This is a genomic window from Paenibacillus sp. FSL P4-0176 (assembly GCF_037975265.1).
In the GTDB taxonomy this organism is placed as follows: Bacteria; Bacillota; Bacilli; order Paenibacillales; family Paenibacillaceae; genus Paenibacillus; species Paenibacillus amylolyticus.
Map to the genome: position 1 here is coordinate 943,937 of NZ_CP150242.1, position 21,704 is coordinate 965,640.

Sequence of the window (21,704 nt, forward strand, 5' to 3'; positions counted from 1 at the left end):
TCGATTCACCCAGACTGGGTGATAAAGATAAACTCGTAAGCAAGGAGAGAAAAACATGGCCAAAAAGGAGTTGCAGCCTTCGTTAAAAACCAGCCATATCCCAGCGGGAACAAGCTGGATCGGGTACAACCTGTCCAGAATGAAAAGTCAGCGACAATTAATGTGGATGTCATTTCCGTTTATTGCGTTTATCGCTATTTTTGCGTATGGACCATTATGGGGCTGGTTGATGGCGTTTCAGAATTATAGACCGGGCATTGGTTTTATGGAGCAGGATTGGGTTGGGGTGGATCATTTTCGAACGTTATTCACGGACCCTACATTTTTACGTGTCATTCGCAATACGCTGGCGATGAGCCTGATCAGTCTGTTTCTGGGATTTGTCGGCTCGATTGGTCTGGCGCTCTTATTGAATGAACTGCGAATGGTATTGTTCAAACGCGTGGTACAGACGGTTTCCTACCTTCCGCATTTCCTGTCATGGATCATCGTAACAGGTATTGTTGCGAATGTATTATCAACGGAAACAGGAATAGTGAATGTGCTGTTGACGAAATTGGGCCTGATTGATGCACCGATCAATTTTTTTGCCGAACCAAAGTACTTCTGGGGGATTGTAGGTCTGTCCAGCATGTGGAAGGAAATCGGCTGGGGCACGATTATTTATCTGGCGGCCATGGCGTCGATTAATCCGAGCTTGTACGAGGCAGCTTCCATCGACGGAGCCGGACGGTTTCGTAAAATGTTCAATGTCACACTTCCAAGCATCAAACCAACAATTATTATCCTGCTCATCATCAACGTTGGTAACGTACTGAACGCAGGTTTTGAGATTCAATACTTGCTGGGGAACGGACTTGTGCAGGATGTATCTGAGACGATCGACATTTTTGTTTTGAAATACGGGATTAATCTCGGCAACTACTCACTTGCCACCGCAGCAGGCATTTTCAAAAGTGTGGTCAGTCTGGTGCTCATATTTATCGCCAACGGGATTGCCAAGTCTCTTGGTGAAGAGCGATTGATATGATAAGGGGGCAGAGCTGTGAAACGATTTAGTAGAAAACGAAGCTTGGGAGACTCTATTTTTTCCATCACCAATGGCATATTTATGTTGCTTGTCATGGTTGTTACGTTATATCCTTTTTTAAACACCATTGCCGTATCTTTCAATAACGGGTTGGATACGATCCGCGGGGGAATTTATCTCTGGCCGAGGGAATGGACGCTGCAAAATTACGTCTCCGTATTCCAGAATCCGAATCTGACGCAAGCCGCATTTGTTTCGGTCGCCAGAACCGTGGTGGGAACGGTTGTACAGCTGTTTTGTACAGCCATGCTGGCCTATGTACTGAGCCGCAAGGAGTATATGTTTAACAAATTGGTCACAACGCTGTTTGTCATGACGATGTATTTCAGCGGCGGCTTAATTCCGGGATACATGCTGATCAAACAAGTGGGGCTGCTGAACAGCTTCTGGGTATACATTATTCCCGGGTTGATCGGGGTGTTCAACATGATCGTCATTCGTACCTACATTCAGGGACTGTCGGAGGGATTGATTGAATCCGCGAAGATGGATGGAGCCGGAGATTTTCGGATTTTCATGCGTATCGTGCTTCCCCTATCCAAACCGGTTCTGGCTACGGTTGCACTGTTTATTGCTGTAGGTCAGTGGAACTCCTGGTTTGACTCCATGTTGTACACGGCGGGAAATCGGAATTTGACCACCTTGCAGTATGAACTGATGAAATTGTTGTCCTCTGCGACCTCACAGGGGGGAACGGTCAACGTGGATTCATTCAAAAATGTAACCAACATGGTGACGCCTGTATCCATTCGGGCAGCAATCACGGTTGTGACGGCAATGCCGATTGTTTTACTGTATCCGTTCTTACAAAAATACTTTGTGACTGGACTAACCATTGGAGGGGTAAAAGAATGAAAAATTCAAATCAAGGCGAAAAATGCACGTATAACAATCCGATTATGCCCGGGTTTTATCCAGATCCGTCCGTATGCCGGGTGGGTGAAGATTTTTATCTGGTGACATCAACATTTGCCTATTTTCCTGGCGTTCCGATCTTTCAGAGCCGTGATCTAGTGAATTGGAAACAGATTGGCAATGTGCTGGACCGCCCTTCGCAATTAAATCTTCAGGGAGCAGGCCATTCACAGGGGATATTCGCTCCAACGCTTCGGTATCATGAAGGCACCTTCTATATGATTACAACCAATGTATCACATGGCGGCAATTTTGTTGTAACCGCTACCGACCCGGCTGGGCCATGGTCTGACCCTTATTTTATTGAAGGCGCAGAAGGCATAGACCCTACAATTTTCTTCGATGACGGCAAAGCGTATTACCTTGGTACACGTCCTTGCTCCGAGGGAGTTCGTTACAATGGGAACTGGGAAGTGTGGCTGCGGGAGTTGGATCTGGGCAGTATGAAGCTGGTGGGAGACAGTTACGTTCTGTGGCGCGGGGCGATGGTGGATGTCATCTGGCCGGAAGGCCCGCATCTGTATAAGATCGATGAATATTACTATTTATTGATTGCAGAGGGAGGCACAGGGCCAAACCATGCGGTGACCATTGCTCGTAGTAAAAATTTGACCGAAGGATACGTCGGGAATCCGAATAATCCAATCATTACACATCGCCATTTGGGTAAACGTTACCCTGTTGTTAATGTAGGACATGCCGACTTGGTGCAAGCTGCGAATGGTCAATGGTTCATGGTCATGCTTGCTTCGCGTCCATATGGAGGGAGCTATAGCAACCTGGGGCGGGAGACGTTCCTTGCTTCTGTCGTTTGGGAGGACGGATGGCCTGTTGTTAATGAGGGCCGCGGCATCTTGGAGGAGCAGGGCACGTTGGATTTGAAGCCTGTTCCGGTAGAGCCGCAACTGCGTTTTGACCATTTTGACAGTGATAAACTGGGCTTGCAATGGATGTTCCTGCGCAATCCTCAGGAGGATCTCTATTCATTAACCGAACGAAAAGGATACTTGCGACTGAAGCTGAAACCGCAAACATTGAAGGAAAAAGAAAATTCCAGCTTTGTTTGTCTGCGTCAAAGGCATATGGATTATGTCGCAGCTACAGCGATGGAATTTGTGCCCGGGAATGCCAATGAAACGGCTGGTCTTGTCGTCATTCAGAACGATCTGTATCACGTACGGATTGAGCGTGCTCTGGCGGATAAACAGCAGGTGCTGCGTGTATTGACCTGTATAGATGGTCAGGATACCCACATAGCGCAAATCGCACTGGAGGGTGATGTACCGCGGGTGTATATCAAACTGGCCGCAACAGGTCAGCAACTAAACTTCTATTACAGCACGGATGGAAGTCAGTATCATCTGGTCGCGGAACAGGTGGATACAAGCAGCCTGAGCACCGAAGTAGCCGGCGGCTTTGTTGGCTGTTGTATCGGAATGTTTAGCAGCAGCAACGGTACTTCTTCCGATCAGGTAGCGGACTTTGACTGGTTTGAATATGGTTCATATAAATAATATTTAGATGATAGAATAACAGAAAGTAAGCTCAATCCGGTGGCGGTAGTCCAGGGATTGAGCTTTTTTTCGTTCTTTTTGCGAAAGGGCTATGGGGAGGCATTACAGTCTATTGTCCAGCTTCATGTGCTGAGCTTTTTATGATGTTAATTATTTTACGCTGCGCATCCCTGGCCTCCGGAATCGGATAGAGGACAAAGACATGGTTCATTTTGGGGTAAACGTACGTTTGATGATCGATTCTTTGATCCGTCAGCAGTTTGTCGAGCTTCATATTATCAGGAAACAAACCCTCGTGAGTCCCGATAAAGATGCTGATTTTGCCCAGACCGGCGAAATCTCCGTAGATTGGACTGATTAACGGATCGTTCAACGGTTTGTCAGCTGCCCAGATCCGCCGGATGACATCATACCCTTCCACAGCGAGCATAGGGTCGCGTGTCTCGTAATCAAATATGACCGGATTGTCCAGCACCATATCCACACAAGGTGATAACAAGATGATATCTTTGGGCTGCGGGAGATCATGCATCTTCAGATAATGGGTCAAGGCTAGGGATATGTTCCCGCCTGCGGAATCCCCCATAATGGTGAGTTGTGCTGGGTCGTCCACGGAGGCAAGCAGATCCCGGTATAGATTGAGCAGTTTCGGATACGTGTGCTGATAATTAAAATGCGGAACCTTTGGATAGATGGGAGCAACAACTTTGGCATTCAGAGCCTGAGCCATGCGTTCCATGAATTTCCAGTGTAAAGACAGCGGCTGGTGTGTATGCGCCCCGCCATGAATGTAGAGAATGACCCTCTGTTCACGGGAATGCTGATCGTTTAAGGTGAACACCTGCATGTCTTCATGGGAGCGCTCTTTAATGGAAGATGACATTTTTGTTTTACCCAAGATATAAGGTTTAATGTTTTCCAAGCCCATATGATCCAGGTGTTTGCGGGTAAGCTCGCGTGTTGAAAAAATTTTCTTGGTATCTAACGTTCCGATATATTTCTCGAATAGAAAGCTCGTCAACGAGCGTTTGTGATTATGGATATACAGGTTCATTGAGGAATCACCCTTCCTGATGGAGTTCAGATATACGGTCTGTGGAGACTATAAGTGAAGTATAAAGGTTGAAGTGTACTTCAAGGTCAATCTTAATTTTTCCATCAAACCGTTTACGGTTAGAGTAAAGCATGGTACCCGTTCTATGTTATGATATTTGCATCTTCAAAAGTTCGATTGAAGGGGCATAGCGTATGAATCAGAGCATACAACAGTTTAAAGCGGATTTTTTCAAAGCGTTGGCACACCCGATGCGGATTCAGATTCTGGAGCTGCTGAGTGAAGGAGCCAAAAACGTGAATGAACTGCAAAGCATTCTGGGATCGGAAGGCTCTGCCGTTTCACAACAACTGGCTGTATTGCGCAGCAAAAACGTTGTCCACGGAATAAAAGAAGGGACAACCGTCACCTATTCGCTGCGTGATCCGCTGATTAAGGATCTGCTGGCAGTCACCAAACAGATTTTTGACAATCATCTGGTTGATGCCATTTCCATGCTGGAAGATATTCGTAAAGAGTCCTGACACAATAAACAAGAGCAACTGGGTGTAATCACCGGAGGTTCTTGTTTTTTTGTGTTAAGTTCCTGCTGAGATTGTGCGTAATCCGATTGACAGGACGTATGCAGGGGAGTAGTCTTTTAAATATATTCAAATATTCAAATATATGAAGAAAAGAAGGTTTTGGTACATGAAATGGATGGGGAGATATGCAGGGTACAACGCTGCCGCTTTTCGCAAGGATCTGTTATCAGGACTGATTGTAGGTATCATTGCGATTCCACTCGGTATGGCCTTTGCCATCGCTTCCGGGGTCAAACCAGAGTATGGATTGTATACCACAGTAATCGCAGGGATTCTCATTTCCTTGCTGGGTGGGTCCAAGTTCCAGATCGGCGGGCCAACGGGGGCATTCATTCCGATCCTCTTTGCCATTGTGATGCAGTATGGATATGAGAATCTGCTGATCGCCGGAATGATGGCCGGTTTGATGCTTGTACTAATGGGCGTATTCAAGCTCGGGGCATTAATTAAGTTTATTCCAAGGCCGGTGACTATCGGTTTTACGGCAGGGATCGCCGTCATTATTTTTAGCGGACAAATAACGAACTTTCTGGGACTTCGAGGCATCGAGAAACACGAGGATTTCTGGTCCAATATGAAAGAAATCGGGATGCATATCTCGACGATTAATATATACAGTGTGCTTACAGCTGGAATCTGTCTGGCTGTTCTTCTGCTTGTGCCCAAGTTTGCACCAAAGGTGCCTGCATCACTGGTGGGGCTGGTTCTTTCGACGGTAGTCGCGGCGTTCTTTTTTGAAGGGCAGGTGGCTACAATTGGTTCGTCCTTTGGCGCGATACCTAACTCTTTGCCTCAGTTTCATGTGCCTGAGATCACTTGGGAGCGTATCGTGAACTTGCTGCAACCTGCTTTTGTCATCGCCATGCTGGGTGGAATTGAATCGCTGCTATCCGCAGTTGTTGCCGATGGCATGACCGGAAGTCGCCATAACAGCAATCGAGAGTTGATTGGGCAGGGGATTGCTAACATGGTGACGCCGTTGTTTGGTGGTATTCCTGCAACAGGAGCGATTGCACGTACAGCAACAAATATCAAATCCGGCGCAGTATCGCCATGGTCTGGCGTGATTCACGGTGTAGTGGTTTTGCTGGTACTTGTTCTCTTTGCGCCATATGCATCCCACATTCCTCTTGCCAGTATGGCTCCCGTTCTCATGCTGGTTGCTTGGAATATGAGTGAACGAAGATCCTTCATACATGTCATGAAAACCAAAACGAGTGATTCACTCGTTCTGCTTATTACCTTTTTGCTGACCGTATTTACAAGTTTAACAACGGCTGTAGAGGTTGGGTTGATTCTGGCGGTCCTTTTATTTGTTAAACGCATGAGTGAGATGTTGAAGGTTGCCAAAGTACTACCCGATCCCGATCATAAACATGAGAAAGTCATGGCCCACATGGTTCGGGAAGGACATGATTGTCCGCAAATAAGCCTATATACAATTGAAGGGTCACTTTTTTTCGGCGCAGCGGATACGTTCGAGAAGTCGGTCATGGATTCGATTCATCGTCGACCAGGCACTCTGCTGTTGCGCATGGGCAAGGTGCCTTTTATGGATACAACAGGTGAATCCAATCTGGCCCGTGTTGTCAAACATATGGAGAGATCCGGGGGCAGGGTTTTACTTTCAGGCATTCAGGCGCAACCGTTGGAGATGCTGAAGAGAACAGGATTGATTGAACGGATTGGTTCGGATCATATGTTTGAGCACACGGGTGAAGCCATCAATTATGCATTATTGCATCTGGATGTTCAGAAATGCAGGGGGTGCAAACATTTTGCCTTTCGTGAATGTGCTGCATTGTCGAGTGCTGGCATCGATCCAGAGTGTAATAACCTGCTGAAACCTGGAAAGCGAGTCAATGTAAATAGCCCTATCTAACCTGCTGATGAGAGAGAGATGGAGCTATAGGAGTCTAAAGAGTATTTGTTTATCAAAATATATATTCTGGAAAATAAACGAAAAATATACTATGTTATAGGTTGATAGGTGAAAGGATTACATCGTTCATCAGATGAGAAACAATCATATTAAACCGAAGGAGCAACCATATGTCCATTCAACCGACTGCTTTACGTTCAGTGCTTAACCCCAGGTACCTGGAGTCTGCATTGAGTAATCAATATGACATTGGAACATGGGAAGAATGTTTGTTTTGGCTTAGAGGATTAAATGATACCTACCGGGTTCGCACGTCCAGTGGCATGTACATTCTCCGTATCTACCGCACTGAAATCACGGAGGCAGATGTTCAGTATGAGCTTTCATTATTGTCTCAACTCAAGAACGTTCTAGGTTCTGCGGAACATACCGACATTGGAGACTACATCGAGAAGAAAGATCATACGGGATATACGGTGTTGGAGGCTGCGGAAGGCAAGCGGGTTGCTGTAATGTTTCGGTATATTGAGGGTACGGAGAACAATCTGGAGGATGAGGAGTCTTGTTACGCCTTTGGCCAATCTGCAGCTGAATTGCATGAGGCTATGGATCAGGTGAACATGGAGCTGCCACGATATGAGCTGGATCTGAAGTTACTTATTGACGAACCCCTTGAGCGAATTATCCACTATATCGGTGAGAACAATGAAGCAGCAGCATTTCTCCATACGTTTGCCACAACGTTAAAAGAACGCATCGTTGCCACTTCCAGACAAGACCTGGACTTTGGTCTGTGCCATGGTGATATGCATGGGAATAACAATGTGTTTCAACAGGAACATCAGTTCATCCATTATGACTTCGAGTGGGCAGCCAAAGGCTGGCGTGCCTATGATTTAGCTCAAGTAAAAGTTCGAAAAAGACAGTCCGATGAGCGAAAAGCAGCATTATGGGATGCGCTCATGGCAGGATATCGTTCAGTCAGAAGTTTCTCTGCCGAAGATGAGCAGGCGGTTGATCTCTTTATTGTTGCTCGTCGATTCTGGGTGATGGGACTAGATGTTGCTTTTATTGAGAGTGATATGGGTGCGCTGGACTATGGTTCGGATTGGCTGGATAGTTTCGTGGAAGAGTTCCGGGATACGGGGATTATTTCCTAGCGAATGATGAACATTATTTTAGGTGTAGGTTTGAATGCTTAAGACCCTTCCGAGTCAACTTAAACTCGGGAGGGTCTTTTTCATCTTATATTGAAGGTAACAGGGTCACTTATTAATTCGATGATGATGAAGAAGCGGCAGCAGCCGATGCTGCGGCAGTTGCGGCCATGGCGGCCTGCTGGGCGATTATAATATTTGTGATACTGGTTGAGATTGCTGTCGTAAGCACACCGTTCCGCAGATTCTCCACATGTTGAATGGCTACCAGAGCAGACGAGAACAGGAGCAACTCCTGTTTGTCGATTGACCAGGCACCGAAGCCTTTTTGAGTCCGTAACCAGTCATTTGTTTCCGCGACTTCATCCACTAATGAGTCTCTGTCCGAAGGCAGTAGAGAAAGTATCCCGAGAGAGGCTAACGTATAGGTTTTGTCCATTCGAAGATTCCTTTTGCGAAAAGCTTCATTTAAGGCAATCACACGAGCACCTGCATCCGGGGGATCATCCCCAAGAACCAGGACCTGTGTTAACGCCTGCACACTGTTTCTGGAAGAGAACTCTGGTTTTAATTCCCCGTAGAGTTGTTCCATGCGTGCCACACCAGTATCTACGTTGAGATCGGAAAGGGCTAACATGGCAGCGAAAATGTAGTCATCCTGTCCAGTGAGGAAACGATGCTCTGCTTTCATGCCGTCATAAAATGATTTGGCCCGCTCCACCGTAGGTTGAAACTGGTCAGGTGATGTCTGAGTAGCGATCTGATAGGCGGCAATAACCAGATAATCGGAGTTGCGAAATTTGATCTCTTTCATCAAGTCATAGACATGCAAGGTGTCTGCCAGTCTCGTCTCTTCATCCGTTGTAAGGGAGAGCATGGCAGCAATGCTAATGACCGAATTACCTCTGAATGCAGAGAAGAGTTTTGTGTTTTGCTTAATCAACTCATGGCTTTGACGAATAGCTTCCCCATCCGCTGTTTTATTCTCCGCTGCATAGAGCAGGGCAGCCAGACGTTGCATCATCGCGTGTTGCCATTTGAACGACTCCTTGATGATCTGGGTATTGGAAACAAATAATTCAACTCGTTCTGCATGATGCTGCTGCATAGGCACACCTCCATATTCACTGTTATTCTATAATACTCTATTTCATGATTAGATTACCTTCACGCTGTAACATGACCTCTTCCAATGCCTTGAAGCTGCTGGATTCGGGGTCTCGTCTACGATGGCATATTTTGATTTGGCGTAATCCACTTTATTATCTCCATTTAAGAAAATATAGAATAGACTATCAATCTATTATTACCCTTTTATTTAAGGGGCGCCACTTCCATAAATAAGAGAGTCTAGTTGTTGAATATAAAAAAGACCGCAATCAGCGGTCGTAGGTTAGATTGATCGGTGATATAGGACTAATCTAATTGAAAGAAATTGTGTAGGCTACGTTAGGGTATGCCGTCGTCGATCCTGGAACACGTTCTACGACAGTGATCAGCGTACCCGGATTGTAGTAGGCTGACCCGCCATTGTAAGTATTGTTGCTTACGATAACTGTACCGAGGTCGAGTGTCGTATTATTGTAGTTCCAGTAGTAGCGCAGTTGAAGGGTATTGGCTGCATTTGTCGTAATTTTCACGCTGGTACCAGTCGTTTTAGCGTTAGGAAGAATATAGGCGTATCCTTGCCCGGCCGAGAGCGCATGGGAATAGGTGCTTCCATAACTTACGATGGCGGGATTAGCGGAAGCGGTCAGGCTAAACAGAAGGGAGATACCTAGAATAAGTGCAAAAAATGTGCTAATGCGTCTTTTCATAGAATGCCCATCCTCTCAAAATAAAGTGTTTTTATAGTTTAACTCAATGTAAACCAAAAACCTTTTCGAAACGGATTGGAGCCCCTCCTTATTCAGTTTATTTTAGCGCTGACATTCCTAACGACTATACTATATACCAATAAATTACAGATGTAAATAGTGAATCAGATTAGATGATTAGGAATATCAAATGAATTAAAGCGATTATTCCCATAGGGTAGATCAATGATCTGGAGAACCCGTTTTTAAATTCATTTCGAGGATGTTTTTCGAAAAAGAAGTGTAATACGGTATGTATGATGAAAAAGATATCCAGCACCCAAAATGTAATGGTCTGATATGAGCTAAAAAGAAGAGAGAGGATGATGGTATACATTGGCAGGTGAATCCAAGTGAAATACCTATAGGCTTTATCATCTTCCATATCTTTTAACACCATAAACAATTTCCACTCGGAACGCCTGATGGCATCCATTTCGTGAAGCAGAAAGAGAGACAGGTTAAACAAAAATAAAACCAGTAAAAAGTCAGGCATGCAAAGTCTCCTTTTCCTATTCAATCTGTTCCTATCTTACTAAAGGTAATTTGATTTGGCAAAATATGAAAAAAAGGTTCACGCTCCGTTCATACGTGCTTGATATGCTCTCGAAAGAAAGCGTAAGGAACAGGTATTAAAAAATATGCGGAGTGGTGGGGGCAAGTCATGTCATCGTTGATAAGAAAGATTTTTGGGAAAATGATTTTACTGGTGTTATTGTTAGGCATGATATTAGGGGCAACTGGATTAGGGACCATGCCACTATCGGCAGCAGTATCCAATCCGGGATTAAATTCGGGCAAATTGGAGCAAGGAGTCGTAGCGAATCTGGATGATTCAGATCAGTTAACGGCATTCATGGATGGGATGATGGATGTGCAAATGCGATCTTTACAGATTCCAGGCGCAGTCATTTCGATTGTGAAGGATGGGAAGATCCTGCTCTCCAAAGGGTACGGACATTCGAACATCGAAGAAAATAAACCCGTTGATCCCCAAACCAGCTTATTTCGAATTGCTTCAACAACAAAGCTGTTCACATGGACCGCCGTGATGCAATTGGTTGAGGCGGGCAAGCTTGATCTTGATACAGACGTCAACACTTATCTGAAAACGGTGAAAATACCGAGAACCTATGAGGAACCGATTACGTTGCGCCATCTCATGACCCATACCGCAGGATTCGAGGAGGGCGGTGTAGGTTACCAGATCACTACCGATCCGGGGAAACTTCCCGTCTCTATTGCTGAAACGATGGCAAAACATATGCCTGCAAGGGTTAAGCCACCAGGCGAGATGCTGTCGTATTCCAATTATGGTGCTTCACTCGCGGGACTTATTGTCGAAGAAGTCAGCGGTGTTGCCTACAATGACTATATACAGAAAAATATATTTGATCCGCTGGGCATGAACTATGCTACGGTAGAGGAGCCTGTTCCAGCGTCTCTGGAACCTTATACCGCCCTTGGATACGCCCGAGCTAACGGCGAGTTTGTAACCAAACGGCCAACGTATGAGGGAGGATTCCGTCCTGCGGGATCAGGGAGCGTGTCGGCAAACGATATGGCTCATTTCATGATTGCCCATCTTCAAGACGGGCGATATGAAGATAAACAAATGCTCAAGCCGGAAACAGCCAAGCTCATGCATTCTCCGGCATTCCAGTTTGATGAACGTTTACCCGCTATGGATCTGGGCTTTTACGAGTTGAATATGAATGGGTTGCGTGTGATCTCTCATGGAGGGGCCGATGAGCTGTTTAATACAGCGCTTTATCTTGTACCGGACAAAAAAGTGGGCATCTTTGTTTCCTATAGTGGAGGGGAAGGCGGAACGGCAGCAGAAGGGTTGGCGCAAGCCTTTTTTGACCGATACTATCCTGTACATGCAACTGAGCAGCCTAATGAAACTTCTATTGAATTAGGGGAGTCTCTGGAAAAATATGCAGGCTCCTATCAATTTACCCGTCGTAATCACACAAAAATCGATAAGTTTTTCAGTTTTCTGACTCAAATCAATATTGAGGTTTCGGATAACCGACTGTTTATTGGAAGTGGTGCAGATCAGCAAGTATATACTCCGATTGGCGTGAATTTATTCCAGGAGATCGGAGGGACACATCAGATGGGGTTCCGCACCGATGCAGAGGGCAAGGTCACGTATCTGTTTCTGGATATATTAAACCCAATGCCGCTAGAACCTGCACCGTTAATGAACCAATCGAAGTTCTGGCTCCTCTTACTCGGCATTTCGGTTGTTATGTTCATCACTGTATTGCATGGATTTGTTTATCGCAGACGCGAAATCAGAGTGATGCCAAAAGCACAGAAATGGGCAGTCCGGTTGTCAGCTATTACGTCTATATGGGGACTATTAACCTTGGGCGCAACACTTCTGGTGTTGAACATGAATCTGATTGATCGGCTTAGCCATATTCCACTTTCTTTACGTCTCTATCTGTTTATGCCGGTTATCCTTGTAGGGTTGACTGCGGCAATATTCCTCATGGGCGTTCTGGCATGGAAAAACCAATATTGGACGTTATTGAAGCGTGTGCACTATACGTTTGTAATGGTAGCAGCAGTGATCTTGAGTTTATTTTTCTATCATTGGAACCTGCTGGGCTGGCATTTTGGTTGAAGCCCTCCTCCCAAGTGGAAGAAAAAAGATAGATATCGGAGGCATACATTTCATATGACCAAAATCCTAGTTGTGGATGACGATGTGCATATTCGTGAGCTGATCACCTTGTTTTTACGTAATGAAGGATTCGAGATTGTGGTAGCTAAGGACGGTGCGGAAGCACTGGAGATCGTGGGGAGATCCCCAATCGATCTGGTTATCCTTGATATTATGATGCCGCGATTGGATGGTTGGGAATTGTGCAGGGAGATCCGGCGTATGGATCTGAATATGCCATTGCTAATGGTCACGGTAAAAGGGGAATCGGCTCAGAAAGTAAAGGGATTTCAGTTGGGAACAGATGATTATTTGACAAAACCCTTTGATCCACTAGAACTTGTGATGCGAGTAAAAGCATTGCTGAAACGTTACTTGATTGTCTCTTCCCAGACGATTCAATTGGGGGGCATTATGCTGAATCGACGCAGCTTTCAAGTGATTCGTGGAGAGGAAACAATCAATTTGCCTCTAAAAGAGTTCGAGTTGCTGTTCATGCTGGCAAACCAGCCTGGGCAGATTTTTACCCGGGAACAATTAATCATTAAGATCTGGGGAAGTGACTATGAAGGAGATGACCGGACGGTTGATGTTCATATCAAGCGACTACGTGAAAAATTCGCTGGTGATGCACACCATTTTCAGATTGAAACGGCTCGCAGTCTGGGCTACCGGTTAGTCATCACATGATCAAAACCTTATATGTTCGTATTATTTGCACGTTTCTGGTCGTCATTGTTTTCAGCTTGCTGACCTCTTTCTTCATCGGGATCTTCCTTTTCAAAAAAGAAGTAAATCATATCGGTCAGAATGACATGATTTCTGTAGGGGAGGAACTGATCCGTCTATATGAGCAAACGCAACCTGAGGACAGGGATGCTTTCATCAAAAGTATGGTGAAAGTGTCCACCTATCCCATTCATCTATATGACGTTTCGGGTAACGTAACCTATTATGACCTAGACCATACAGAGACCGTTGAAATCGCACCAGAAGTGGTTCAAATGGTGTTGCAAGGTCAGGTCTATCGTTCTCCTGGAGAAGTGGAGCAGACGTTCATCGGTCTTCCTTTTCCATACAAAGGGGAACGACAAGCCATGTTTATGCAGTATTCTCCGCAGAATGAAAATATCATTAATCGGATGATTTTGCTGGTGTTATTGCTTGCACTGTTGATCGGAAGTTTTTGTATCCTTATTGCTGCAAGGTATTTGGTAAAGCCGATCCAGGTGTTGACGCGGGCAACCAAACGACTGGCGAAGGGTGATTTTAATGTGGAAATCCAAACAAAGCGCGTGGACGAAATGGGAGCATTGACGCAGAGTTTTAATGAAATGGCGAGTGAGCTTAAACAGCTGGAACAGATGAGACAGGATTTTGTTTCCAATGTATCTCACGAGATTCAAACGCCGCTGACCTCTATTTCCGGTTTTGCCATGGCGTTGAAAAACAGCAGCCTGGTCGCTGAGGCCGATCGTAACTATTACCTCGATATCATTATTACAGAGAGTGGACGACTATCCAGACTAAGTGATAATCTGCTGGAGCTTGCGTCTCTGGATTCCGATCATCATCCGTTCGAGACAACTACCTATAATCTTGATGAACAAATCAGGCAAGTGGTGGTGACTTGCGAGCCTCAATGGTCAGCCAAAGGCATTCGAATTCACTTAGAATTGGCGGACGGTATCAAAATCAGGGCAGATCAGGATCAGCTTAACCAAGTGTGGATGAATTTACTAGGCAACAGCATTAAGTTTACTCCCGTGGGTGGGCATATCGAAATACGCACGAGCCAGTCGGTAGATGGAATCATTTTCACGATAACCGATTCGGGCATTGGAATAGCGCCAGAGCAACTGGATTATGTTTTCGAGCGGTTTTATAAAACAGACCTGTCACGCGATCGTAGCATCAGTGGTAACGGTCTGGGTCTCGCCATTGTCAAAAAAATCGTGATGCTTCATCACGGAACTGTCGAAATGAAAAGTCAGGTGGGCATGGGGACAACGGTGATCGTTCATTTACCTTCCGGATGATTACAAAAATGATTGTAGAGCTGCCAAAGATATTTTTCTGGCAGCTCTTTTTTTATGGGTTTTCAGATCCCTATTCCAGTGGCGATAAAAATCAGGATTATTCTGTTTGCAATAAATCATCAGGGGTTATCCTAATCATGTCAGGTGAGGGCATGAGGAGAGGCACCTTTTTCATGTAAAAGTCCTGTTTAGCTGATCTTCCTCACATTCCTTGTTGTATTTCTGCGACACATCTCGTACAATTTGGTGGAGTAATTCTGCATTGCGTTAATGTGAATGTGAAAATTAAAGATTACATCAGGAAGCTGTACACAAGAAAAGGGGAGAATCGTTTGGAATCAAAGCAACTATCTAGAGGGCTAAAACCCCGCCATGTAGAGCTGATTGCACTCGGAGGTACAATCGGCGTTGGTTTGTTCATGGGATCGGCAAGTACGATCAAATGGGCAGGTCCATCCGTGCTGCTGGCTTATTTATTGGCTGGTATCGTTATCTTTTTTGTCATGCGCATTATGGGTGAAATGTTGATTCAGGAGCCGGTAACCGGTTCGTTTGCTACATTTGCTCACAAATATATTAGTCCGCTTGCCGGATTCCTGACCGCCTGGAGCTACTGGTTCCTATGGGTTACGGTTGGTATGGCGGAAGTTACGGCGATTGGTATCTATGTCGGGTATTGGTTCCCGGATATTCCACAGTGGCTGCCGGCACTTGCTGGGGTGCTCATCATTGCGGCGGCAAATCTGGCGGCTGTGAAGTTCTATGGGGAATTTGAATTCTGGTTTGCGATGATCAAAGTGACGGCAATTGTTGCGATGATCGTGATCGGAACAGGTCTGATCTTCTTCGGCTGGGGGAACGGAGGACAGCCAATCGGGCTGTCAAATCTATTTAGCCATGGCGGATTCTTCCCTGGAGGGATCAAAGGTTTCCTCTTTGCGCTGTGTATCGTAACGGCTGCGTATCAAGGGGTGGAGATGGTCGGCATTACAGCAGGCGAAGCGGAAAATCCGAAATACACCTTGCGTAAAGCGATCAAAAATATCGTGTGGCGTATTCTTATTTTCTACGTCGGAGCTATATTCGTTATCGTAACCTTGTACCCTTGGAACGAAGTAGGCGAGACGGGCAGCCCGTTTGTGCTCACCTTTGCCAAAGTTGGTATTGTTGCTGCAGCGGGGATCATTAACTTTGTGGTGCTCACGGCGGCCATGTCGGGATGTAACAGCGGGATCTACAGTGCAGGACGGATGTTATACACACTGGCTGAGAACGGGCAGGCACCTGCCTTTTTCAAAAAGCTGTCCAAAGGTGGGGTTCCCCGCAACAGTATCGTCATTACAATCTCCTTGTTGCTGATTGGGGTTGTGCTGAACTACCTGATGCCGGACTCCAAGCTGTTCCTGTACATCTACAGTGCAAGTGTTCTTCCGGGTATGGTTCCATGGTTCGCGCTGGCGTTCAGCCAGTTCCGATTCAGAAAGCGTTGGGACAACGAGATGGCGGATCATAACTTCAAGTCCAAATGGTTCCCGATCAGCAATTACATTATTATTGTGTATTTGATCCTCGTCATTATCGGTATGGCGTTTAACCCGGATACGCGCTTGCCTCTGGTTGTTGGAGCTACGTTTATGGCAATCGTGGTGGCAGGATATTTCGCATTTGGCATTGGCAAAAGACAACAGATAGATGGCGGCGAAGATCGCTAGTCTAATATTCAAAAATCAACTTATATCGTAATTTCATACGTGCATTCCTTGAATACAATGGAGAACCTGCGGGTGATTCAGCGTCATTCAGGGAGTGCATTTTTTATTCGGAAAAATCATGCTTGAATCTCCTGTAACTGGAGGTTTTAAGATTGGAGGTAGAAAGGGAGGCTTTAAGCATATGAGGACAATAGAATGGATTTATCTTATTTTCAACCTGCTTATATTGGTGGGGGTAATCGGGATCGGGAGACAGAGTCAACATTTTCGGAAAATGGTATGGGGTGGATTCGTCATATCAGGTGTGCTGTTAATCATCCATGGTGTGGTCGAAGGACTTCGTTGGCCGATGATTCCGGCGTATCTGCTCACGTTGGTTCCACTGGTCGTGTTATTTACAAAGGCAAGACGCCAGCAACAGTCAGGTGTAACCTCGCTGAACAGCAAAGGTTCCGGGTCATCTGCTTCCACATCGACTGTGACGAGGAAATTCGGACGTGTTCGAATCATCGCAACGTCTCTTCTGGTGTTGGTATACGCTATTGTGAGCATTGGCTTGCCGCTGCTGTTCCCGGTGTTTTCGTTTGCCAAGCCAGCAGGTCCTTATGGAATCGGAACAGTATCCTACGACTGGACAGATAACAGCCGTGAGGAGTTGCTGACGAGTTCTGTGGGTGATCAAAGGGAGCTGATGGTACAGATCTGGTACCCAACGAATCCAGATGTACAGGGCGCAACAGCTCCTTATGTTAATAAGCCGGAGATCTACGGGACAGCCTTCAATGAAGTACTGAAACTGCCAAAGCTTTTATTTTCCAGTCTGAGTCAGGTCAAAACACATGCGATACAGGAAGCTCAGTTGTCTGATGCCGAAGCCAAGTATCCGGTTGTTCTTTTCTCTCATGGTCTGCATGGCTATGAAAATCAGAATACGTTCCAGGTTGAGCAGCTGGTCAGTCAAGGTTACATTGTTGTAGGCATTAATCACACGTATAGCAGTCTGGTGTCCGTATTCCCGGATGGACGTGTGGCGCAGTTTGAATCCGAAGGAAAAGAAGGCTTTGAGCAGCTGCAATTCAGTTACATGGACAAGTTGAATGAGACATGGGTGAAGGATGCACAGTTTGTACTGGATGAGGTAGAGAAGTTGGCTGAGGGGGACCCGAGTGGGCGGTTTACCGGACATATGGATCTGGACAACATTGGCATGTTTGGACATTCATTTGGCGGAGCAACGACAGTACAGATGTTAATGGATGATCCACGTGTGAAAGCAGGCATGAATATGGACGGTGTATTGTTTGGTGAGAAACGTATCCCTGTGGAAGGCGTGGGCAAGCCGTTCCTGATGATGAGTGCAGACTCAACCGTTGCAGGTACAAGTGTGATGAGTGACGAAGAGATTGCTGCGATGGGCACGACCCGTCCGGAAGCCGAGAAATATTACGAGGAAGTATACGAGCGCTATGAGCCGGTAACCGCAGGAGGGAACTTCTGGATGGAGCTGACCAACACCAAACATCTGAGTTTCTCCGACCTCTACCTGATCTCTCCACTGCTCGAATGGACACAGGGTGTAGATGCGCGGGGGACGCAACAGTTGGTCAACGATACGACGATTGATTTCTTCAACCACTACTTGAAAGGGCAACTGCTCCATATGGACAAGGAAGTGGGAGAACATGAGTCCTACTCGTTGAAAAAAGGCTGAACATAAAAATGGAAGGAGACTGAAGTTCAGTCTTCTTCCATTTGTTTTAAACGTAACCGCATGCCCTCCTGCAGCAGGTTAATGCCATCTACAATCTGGCTCCATTCGGGATTCATCACCTTGCACAGCTTGTTAAAACGCAGAATGCGATCGGTCACAGAGTCCAGCATATATCGGGCCTGTTTACTAAAAAATACTTCAGGTGTTTCGGCATGCTCGACACTTGCATACATCAACACAAAGTCCCACACCATGCTTTGCACAGCAGGGCTATCGATTGCCCAACGCTTGTCCAGCGCTTCGGTAGTGCGAATGCGAATAGCCTCCATTTTTTTCACCCAGACGTCCGCTTCGACTTGTGGTTGATTCACCATAATGAAGAATGGAACCTCCAGCCGAGCTAGATCAGCCCAATAGGCCGGATCATTGATCAGTTCCTGAATTTCCTTCCAGGCCAGTGTTTGCTGAGCCGTCAGTTTGGTATCTTTCATCATGTATTTATCGAAAAAGTGCAGAAACGACACTCTCCAATCCTGCGGAATGCTGTCCAGCAGATGGGATTCATCCACCTTGGCAGCAACGAATTGTTTCCGACTGCTCGCATGGGCCGTTAGGGATTCAACCAGACTGGAGATGTAGGTAAGAGACTGTTCCGAATGCAGTGAAGTGTCTTCTTCATGCTGCTTCGCTTGCTGCAAAATGGAGAGCATGGAATTCATCGTGCCGATCTGGGTTTCCAACGCTTCAATCTGCAGATCCAGTGCCTGTGCTACCGCCAGTTCACCCGACATGAGCTTTCGAATATCCGGTATGCTGAAATTCAGATAACGAAGCGTTGTAATGAGTTCGAGTTGCCACAGGTCTTGCGTTGTATAGAGCCGATGCCCACCTTCCGTATGACTGGAGGGTTGTAACAGTTCAATCTCATCGTAATAACGGATCGTTTTCACCGTGGAGCCGATCAGTTTGGCTGCTTCACCGATGGAATAGGGTTCTTTATTTGGGTTCAACGAGATCACCTCATGTTCTATTATACAATCTCCAGTTAGGGGAGATTCGATATGTGACGATCGTCAGTGAATTCGGGCGGGCTTAGTTTAAATTCCACCCATCTCGGTTACAAAGGAAAGAGTGCAACATTTATGAAAACAACTTCTGATAATAAATTTAACATTTACATGATAACGAAGAGCACAGAAATAACCTGAAGAAACGGAGTGTTCGCCTTTATCACCGGATTTTCCCCTTAAATAAGGGAGAGAAAAAAATCTGGGGATAACAGCGATCGGAAGGTTATTCTGTGATCGTAGTGATCAATGTAAATCACCGAGGAGGAATTGAACATGGCTAATCAAGACCAGCACACCATGCAAGATCCAACGACACAATATCCGAAGGCTACACCAGAGTGGAAACAGCAGCAGGACGAGCCGGGGCTCCAGCGTGAGATGACACCTGTTCCCGATGCGGGTGAGAAAAGTTATAAAGGCAGCGGACGTTTAACGGGACGCAAAGCAGTTGTGACCGGAGCCGACAGCGGAATCGGCCGGGCGGCAGCGATTGCGTTTGCCCGTGAAGGTGCCGATGTTGTTCTGGCCTATCTGCCGGAAGAGGAAGCAGATGCGCAGGAAGTTGTGAAGCTGATTGAGGAAGCTGGGCGTAAAGCGATCACGATGCCAGGTGACCTGAAGGATGAGAAATACTGTGAAGAACTCATTGAATCTGCGGTAAAAGAGCTTGGCGGGATTGATATCCTCGCTAACGTGGCAGGTAAACAGCAGTTTGTTGAGCAGATTGCGGATCTGACTACCGAGCAATTCGATGCAACGTTCAAAACAAATGTCTATTCCATGTTCTGGCTCTGCAAAGCAGCTGTGAAACACATGAAGCCGGGCAGCTCCATTATCAACACATCATCGATTCAGGCGTATAAACCTTCGCCAATCCTGCTGGATTATGCAACAACGAAGGCATCCATTAACACGTTCAGCAAAGCGCTAGCCCAACAGGTGGGTAGCAAAGGGATACGTGTCAACGTTGTTGCACCAGGACCGGTATGGACACCGCTCCAGGTCGTGGGTGGACAACCAGTCGATAAGCTGGCCGATTTTGGCTCCGATACACCGCTTGGTCGGGCAGGACAACCTGCTGAGATGGCTCCGGCATTTGTGTTCCTGGCAAGCCAGGAATCCAGCTATGTGAGCGGTGAGACACTGAATGCAAATGGCGGTACGGTTAGTCCGTAAATAGTTTCAGGTAATCCGATCAGGGTATCAGAGGATACGGTCTCCATATTGGGGGCGGTATCCTCTTTTTTTGTCATTAAGATGAGAGAAATAAAATATTTTCATATATGAAAGCGTTCTTATATAAAACGGAAAAGGTACATGGTAATATATTCAAGAACATGATCTTCGCTCCCAGCTCTGAGAGTGCGTTGCTTATACAATGAATCTGTTCAGATTAATACACTATGCCTAGGAATCGAAGGAGGAATTCTGTAATGGCCAAGAATGTACTTAAACTAGGTGACCCTGTCATAAGCACGTACACATCATATGGGACATTAACATCCGTTATGCACGAAGATTTATGGCCATGGATTTTCAATAACTTTATACAAATCAGGTATGCACATGGATGGGGAATTTTTTCGTTTGATTCTCATCAGTTTCTGCTAAGTACCTGTCCGGGAATTTCCTTTTACAACCTGCCACAAGAAATTGTGATTAGCAAATGGGGAACATCACTTAAGCAAGTGATTACGGAAGCGATAGATATGGGATATTATCTATATATTTATGCAGATAGATACTATATTGCGTGTACAGACTATTATCAAAAAGAACATCTCATGCATGAATTATTAGTGTATGGGTATGACCTGGATCAAAATTTGATATACATTGCTGATAATCTTGATGATGGTAAATTCATACAAAGCGTATGTAGTCTGGATGAACTTGAGAAAGGCTACTGGACCATGTCTAATGAGTACAGTTTTTGGACAGAAGTGAGATTTCTCAAGCCTATCCAGAATATCAATTATGCAATTCATGTGGAGCAGATTATAACGGCGATGGAAAACTATCTTAACTCAAGCGAGACATATGACTTAGTGAGAGATCAGAAATACGATTTTGGAATGCAAGCCATTCAACGCATCTTTACCGACATTGAGCAGGCAGCCCTAGTTGGAGAAGCATTGGATTCACGAGTCTTTCATCTTTTGTATGAACATAAGCTACTAATGGAGTTACGTTTATCTTATTTAATGGAGAAATTAATCATTGAACGAGATTCAACCTTTATGGAATTAAGCACTATTCTGAAACAGGACTACTTTAAATTGAGAAATATAGTTCTGAAATACAATATAACGCGTGATGCAAGTACACTCAGTAAAATAAGTGAGAGATTACAAGAGAATCTCATGAAAGAGAAAGCATTTATTTCTTCTTTTATTACCAGATTGCAACAGGTTAAATCAATGGCTTGAAGTCATCTAATAAT

The 21,704-nt window shown here is 45.6% G+C and carries 18 protein-coding genes; 13 read left to right on the plus strand and 5 right to left on the minus strand.

What is annotated here, in order from left to right; genetic code table 11:
* Positions 1–55 precede the first annotated feature (55 nt).
* The 3 genes from MKY95_RS04325 to MKY95_RS04335 all read left to right on the plus strand — a co-directional run bounded on the left by MKY95_RS04325 (position 56) and on the right by MKY95_RS04335 (position 3,519).
* A complete protein-coding gene (locus tag MKY95_RS04325; protein WP_036606005.1) occupies positions 56–1,030 on the plus strand; it encodes an ABC transporter permease subunit in 975 nt (324 codons plus the stop codon).
* 81 nt (positions 1,031–1,111) lie between these two features.
* Entirely contained in the window at positions 1,112–1,945 is an 834-nt protein-coding gene (locus MKY95_RS04330; protein ID WP_081745822.1) for a carbohydrate ABC transporter permease, read from the plus strand.
* Entirely contained in the window at positions 1,942–3,519 is a 1,578-nt protein-coding gene (locus tag MKY95_RS04335; protein WP_339197053.1) for a glycoside hydrolase family 43 protein, read from the plus strand. The genes MKY95_RS04330 and MKY95_RS04335 overlap by 4 nt, the downstream gene beginning before the upstream one ends.
* 109 nt (positions 3,520–3,628) lie before the next feature.
* On the opposite strand, the gene MKY95_RS04340 is transcribed toward MKY95_RS04335, so the two are convergent.
* On the minus strand, positions 3,629–4,573 hold the full coding sequence (locus MKY95_RS04340; protein ID WP_339197056.1) for an alpha/beta hydrolase: 945 nt from the start codon (positions 4,571–4,573) through the stop codon (positions 3,629–3,631).
* 194 nt (positions 4,574–4,767) lie between these two features.
* Here MKY95_RS04340 and MKY95_RS04345 point away from each other — a divergent pair, with 194 nt between their 5' ends.
* The 3 genes from MKY95_RS04345 (at position 4,768) to MKY95_RS04355 (ending at position 8,199) form a co-directional block, all read left to right on the plus strand.
* Complete coding sequence (locus tag MKY95_RS04345; protein WP_017690603.1) at positions 4,768–5,097, plus strand: metalloregulator ArsR/SmtB family transcription factor; 330 nt, start codon at positions 4,768–4,770, stop codon at positions 5,095–5,097.
* Positions 5,098–5,263: 166 nt separating this feature from the next.
* The gene (sulP, locus tag MKY95_RS04350; protein ID WP_339197059.1) at positions 5,264–7,039 is read left to right on the plus strand and encodes a sulfate permease; all 1,776 of its coding nucleotides are present in this window, start codon (positions 5,264–5,266) and stop codon (positions 7,037–7,039) included.
* Positions 7,040–7,209: 170 nt separating this feature from the next.
* A complete protein-coding gene (locus MKY95_RS04355; protein WP_339197062.1) occupies positions 7,210–8,199 on the plus strand; it encodes a phosphotransferase in 990 nt (329 codons plus the stop codon).
* 112 nt (positions 8,200–8,311) lie between these two features.
* On the opposite strand, the gene MKY95_RS04360 is transcribed toward MKY95_RS04355, so the two are convergent.
* The 3 genes from MKY95_RS04360 to MKY95_RS04370 all read right to left on the minus strand — a co-directional run bounded on the left by MKY95_RS04360 (position 8,312) and on the right by MKY95_RS04370 (position 10,548).
* Positions 8,312–9,304: a DUF4003 family protein gene (locus MKY95_RS04360; RefSeq protein WP_339197065.1), complete on the minus strand. Its 993-nt coding sequence runs from the start codon at positions 9,302–9,304 to the stop codon at positions 8,312–8,314.
* Positions 9,305–9,617: 313 nt separating this feature from the next.
* Positions 9,618–10,013 carry a hypothetical protein gene (locus MKY95_RS04365; protein ID WP_036606000.1) on the minus strand — a complete coding sequence of 132 codons (396 nt, stop codon included), beginning with the start codon at positions 10,011–10,013 and terminating at the stop codon, positions 9,618–9,620.
* Positions 10,014–10,182: 169 nt separating this feature from the next.
* Positions 10,183–10,548: a DUF6713 family protein gene (locus MKY95_RS04370; protein WP_017690584.1), complete on the minus strand. Its 366-nt coding sequence runs from the start codon at positions 10,546–10,548 to the stop codon at positions 10,183–10,185.
* Positions 10,549–10,716: 168 nt separating this feature from the next.
* On the opposite strand from MKY95_RS04370, the gene MKY95_RS04375 reads away from it, so the two are divergent.
* From MKY95_RS04375 to MKY95_RS04395, 5 genes are all read left to right on the plus strand, one after another.
* Positions 10,717–12,690 (plus strand): serine hydrolase domain-containing protein, encoded by a 1,974-nt coding sequence (locus tag MKY95_RS04375; protein WP_339197070.1) that lies wholly within the window; start codon positions 10,717–10,719, stop codon positions 12,688–12,690.
* Positions 12,691–12,744: 54 nt separating this feature from the next.
* The gene (locus tag MKY95_RS04380) at positions 12,745–13,419 is read left to right on the plus strand and encodes a response regulator transcription factor (RefSeq protein WP_339197073.1); all 675 of its coding nucleotides are present in this window, start codon (positions 12,745–12,747) and stop codon (positions 13,417–13,419) included.
* Entirely contained in the window at positions 13,416–14,768 is a 1,353-nt protein-coding gene (locus MKY95_RS04385) for a HAMP domain-containing sensor histidine kinase (protein ID WP_339197077.1), read from the plus strand. Before MKY95_RS04380 ends, MKY95_RS04385 begins: the two co-directional genes overlap by 4 nt.
* Positions 14,769–15,100: 332 nt before the next feature.
* A complete protein-coding gene (locus tag MKY95_RS04390) occupies positions 15,101–16,480 on the plus strand; it encodes an amino acid permease (RefSeq protein ID WP_036668316.1) in 1,380 nt (459 codons plus the stop codon).
* A gap of 181 nt (positions 16,481–16,661) precedes the next feature.
* The gene (locus MKY95_RS04395; protein WP_339197081.1) at positions 16,662–18,191 is read left to right on the plus strand and encodes an acetylhydrolase; all 1,530 of its coding nucleotides are present in this window, start codon (positions 16,662–16,664) and stop codon (positions 18,189–18,191) included.
* A gap of 26 nt (positions 18,192–18,217) precedes the next feature.
* Here the strand turns inward: MKY95_RS04395 and MKY95_RS04400 are convergent, their stop codons facing one another.
* Complete coding sequence (locus MKY95_RS04400) at positions 18,218–19,201, minus strand: MerR family transcriptional regulator (protein WP_339197083.1); 984 nt, start codon at positions 19,199–19,201, stop codon at positions 18,218–18,220.
* A gap of 333 nt (positions 19,202–19,534) precedes the next feature.
* Between MKY95_RS04400 and MKY95_RS04405 the strand changes: the two genes are divergently transcribed.
* Together MKY95_RS04405 and MKY95_RS04410 are read left to right on the plus strand one after the other, a co-directional pair.
* Positions 19,535–20,437, plus strand: coding sequence for an SDR family oxidoreductase (locus tag MKY95_RS04405; protein WP_339197086.1), 903 nt, complete (start codon positions 19,535–19,537; stop codon positions 20,435–20,437).
* A gap of 257 nt (positions 20,438–20,694) precedes the next feature.
* Positions 20,695–21,690: a hypothetical protein gene (locus tag MKY95_RS04410; RefSeq protein ID WP_339197088.1), complete on the plus strand. Its 996-nt coding sequence runs from the start codon at positions 20,695–20,697 to the stop codon at positions 21,688–21,690.
* The last annotated feature ends 14 nt before the right edge of the window (positions 21,691–21,704 follow it).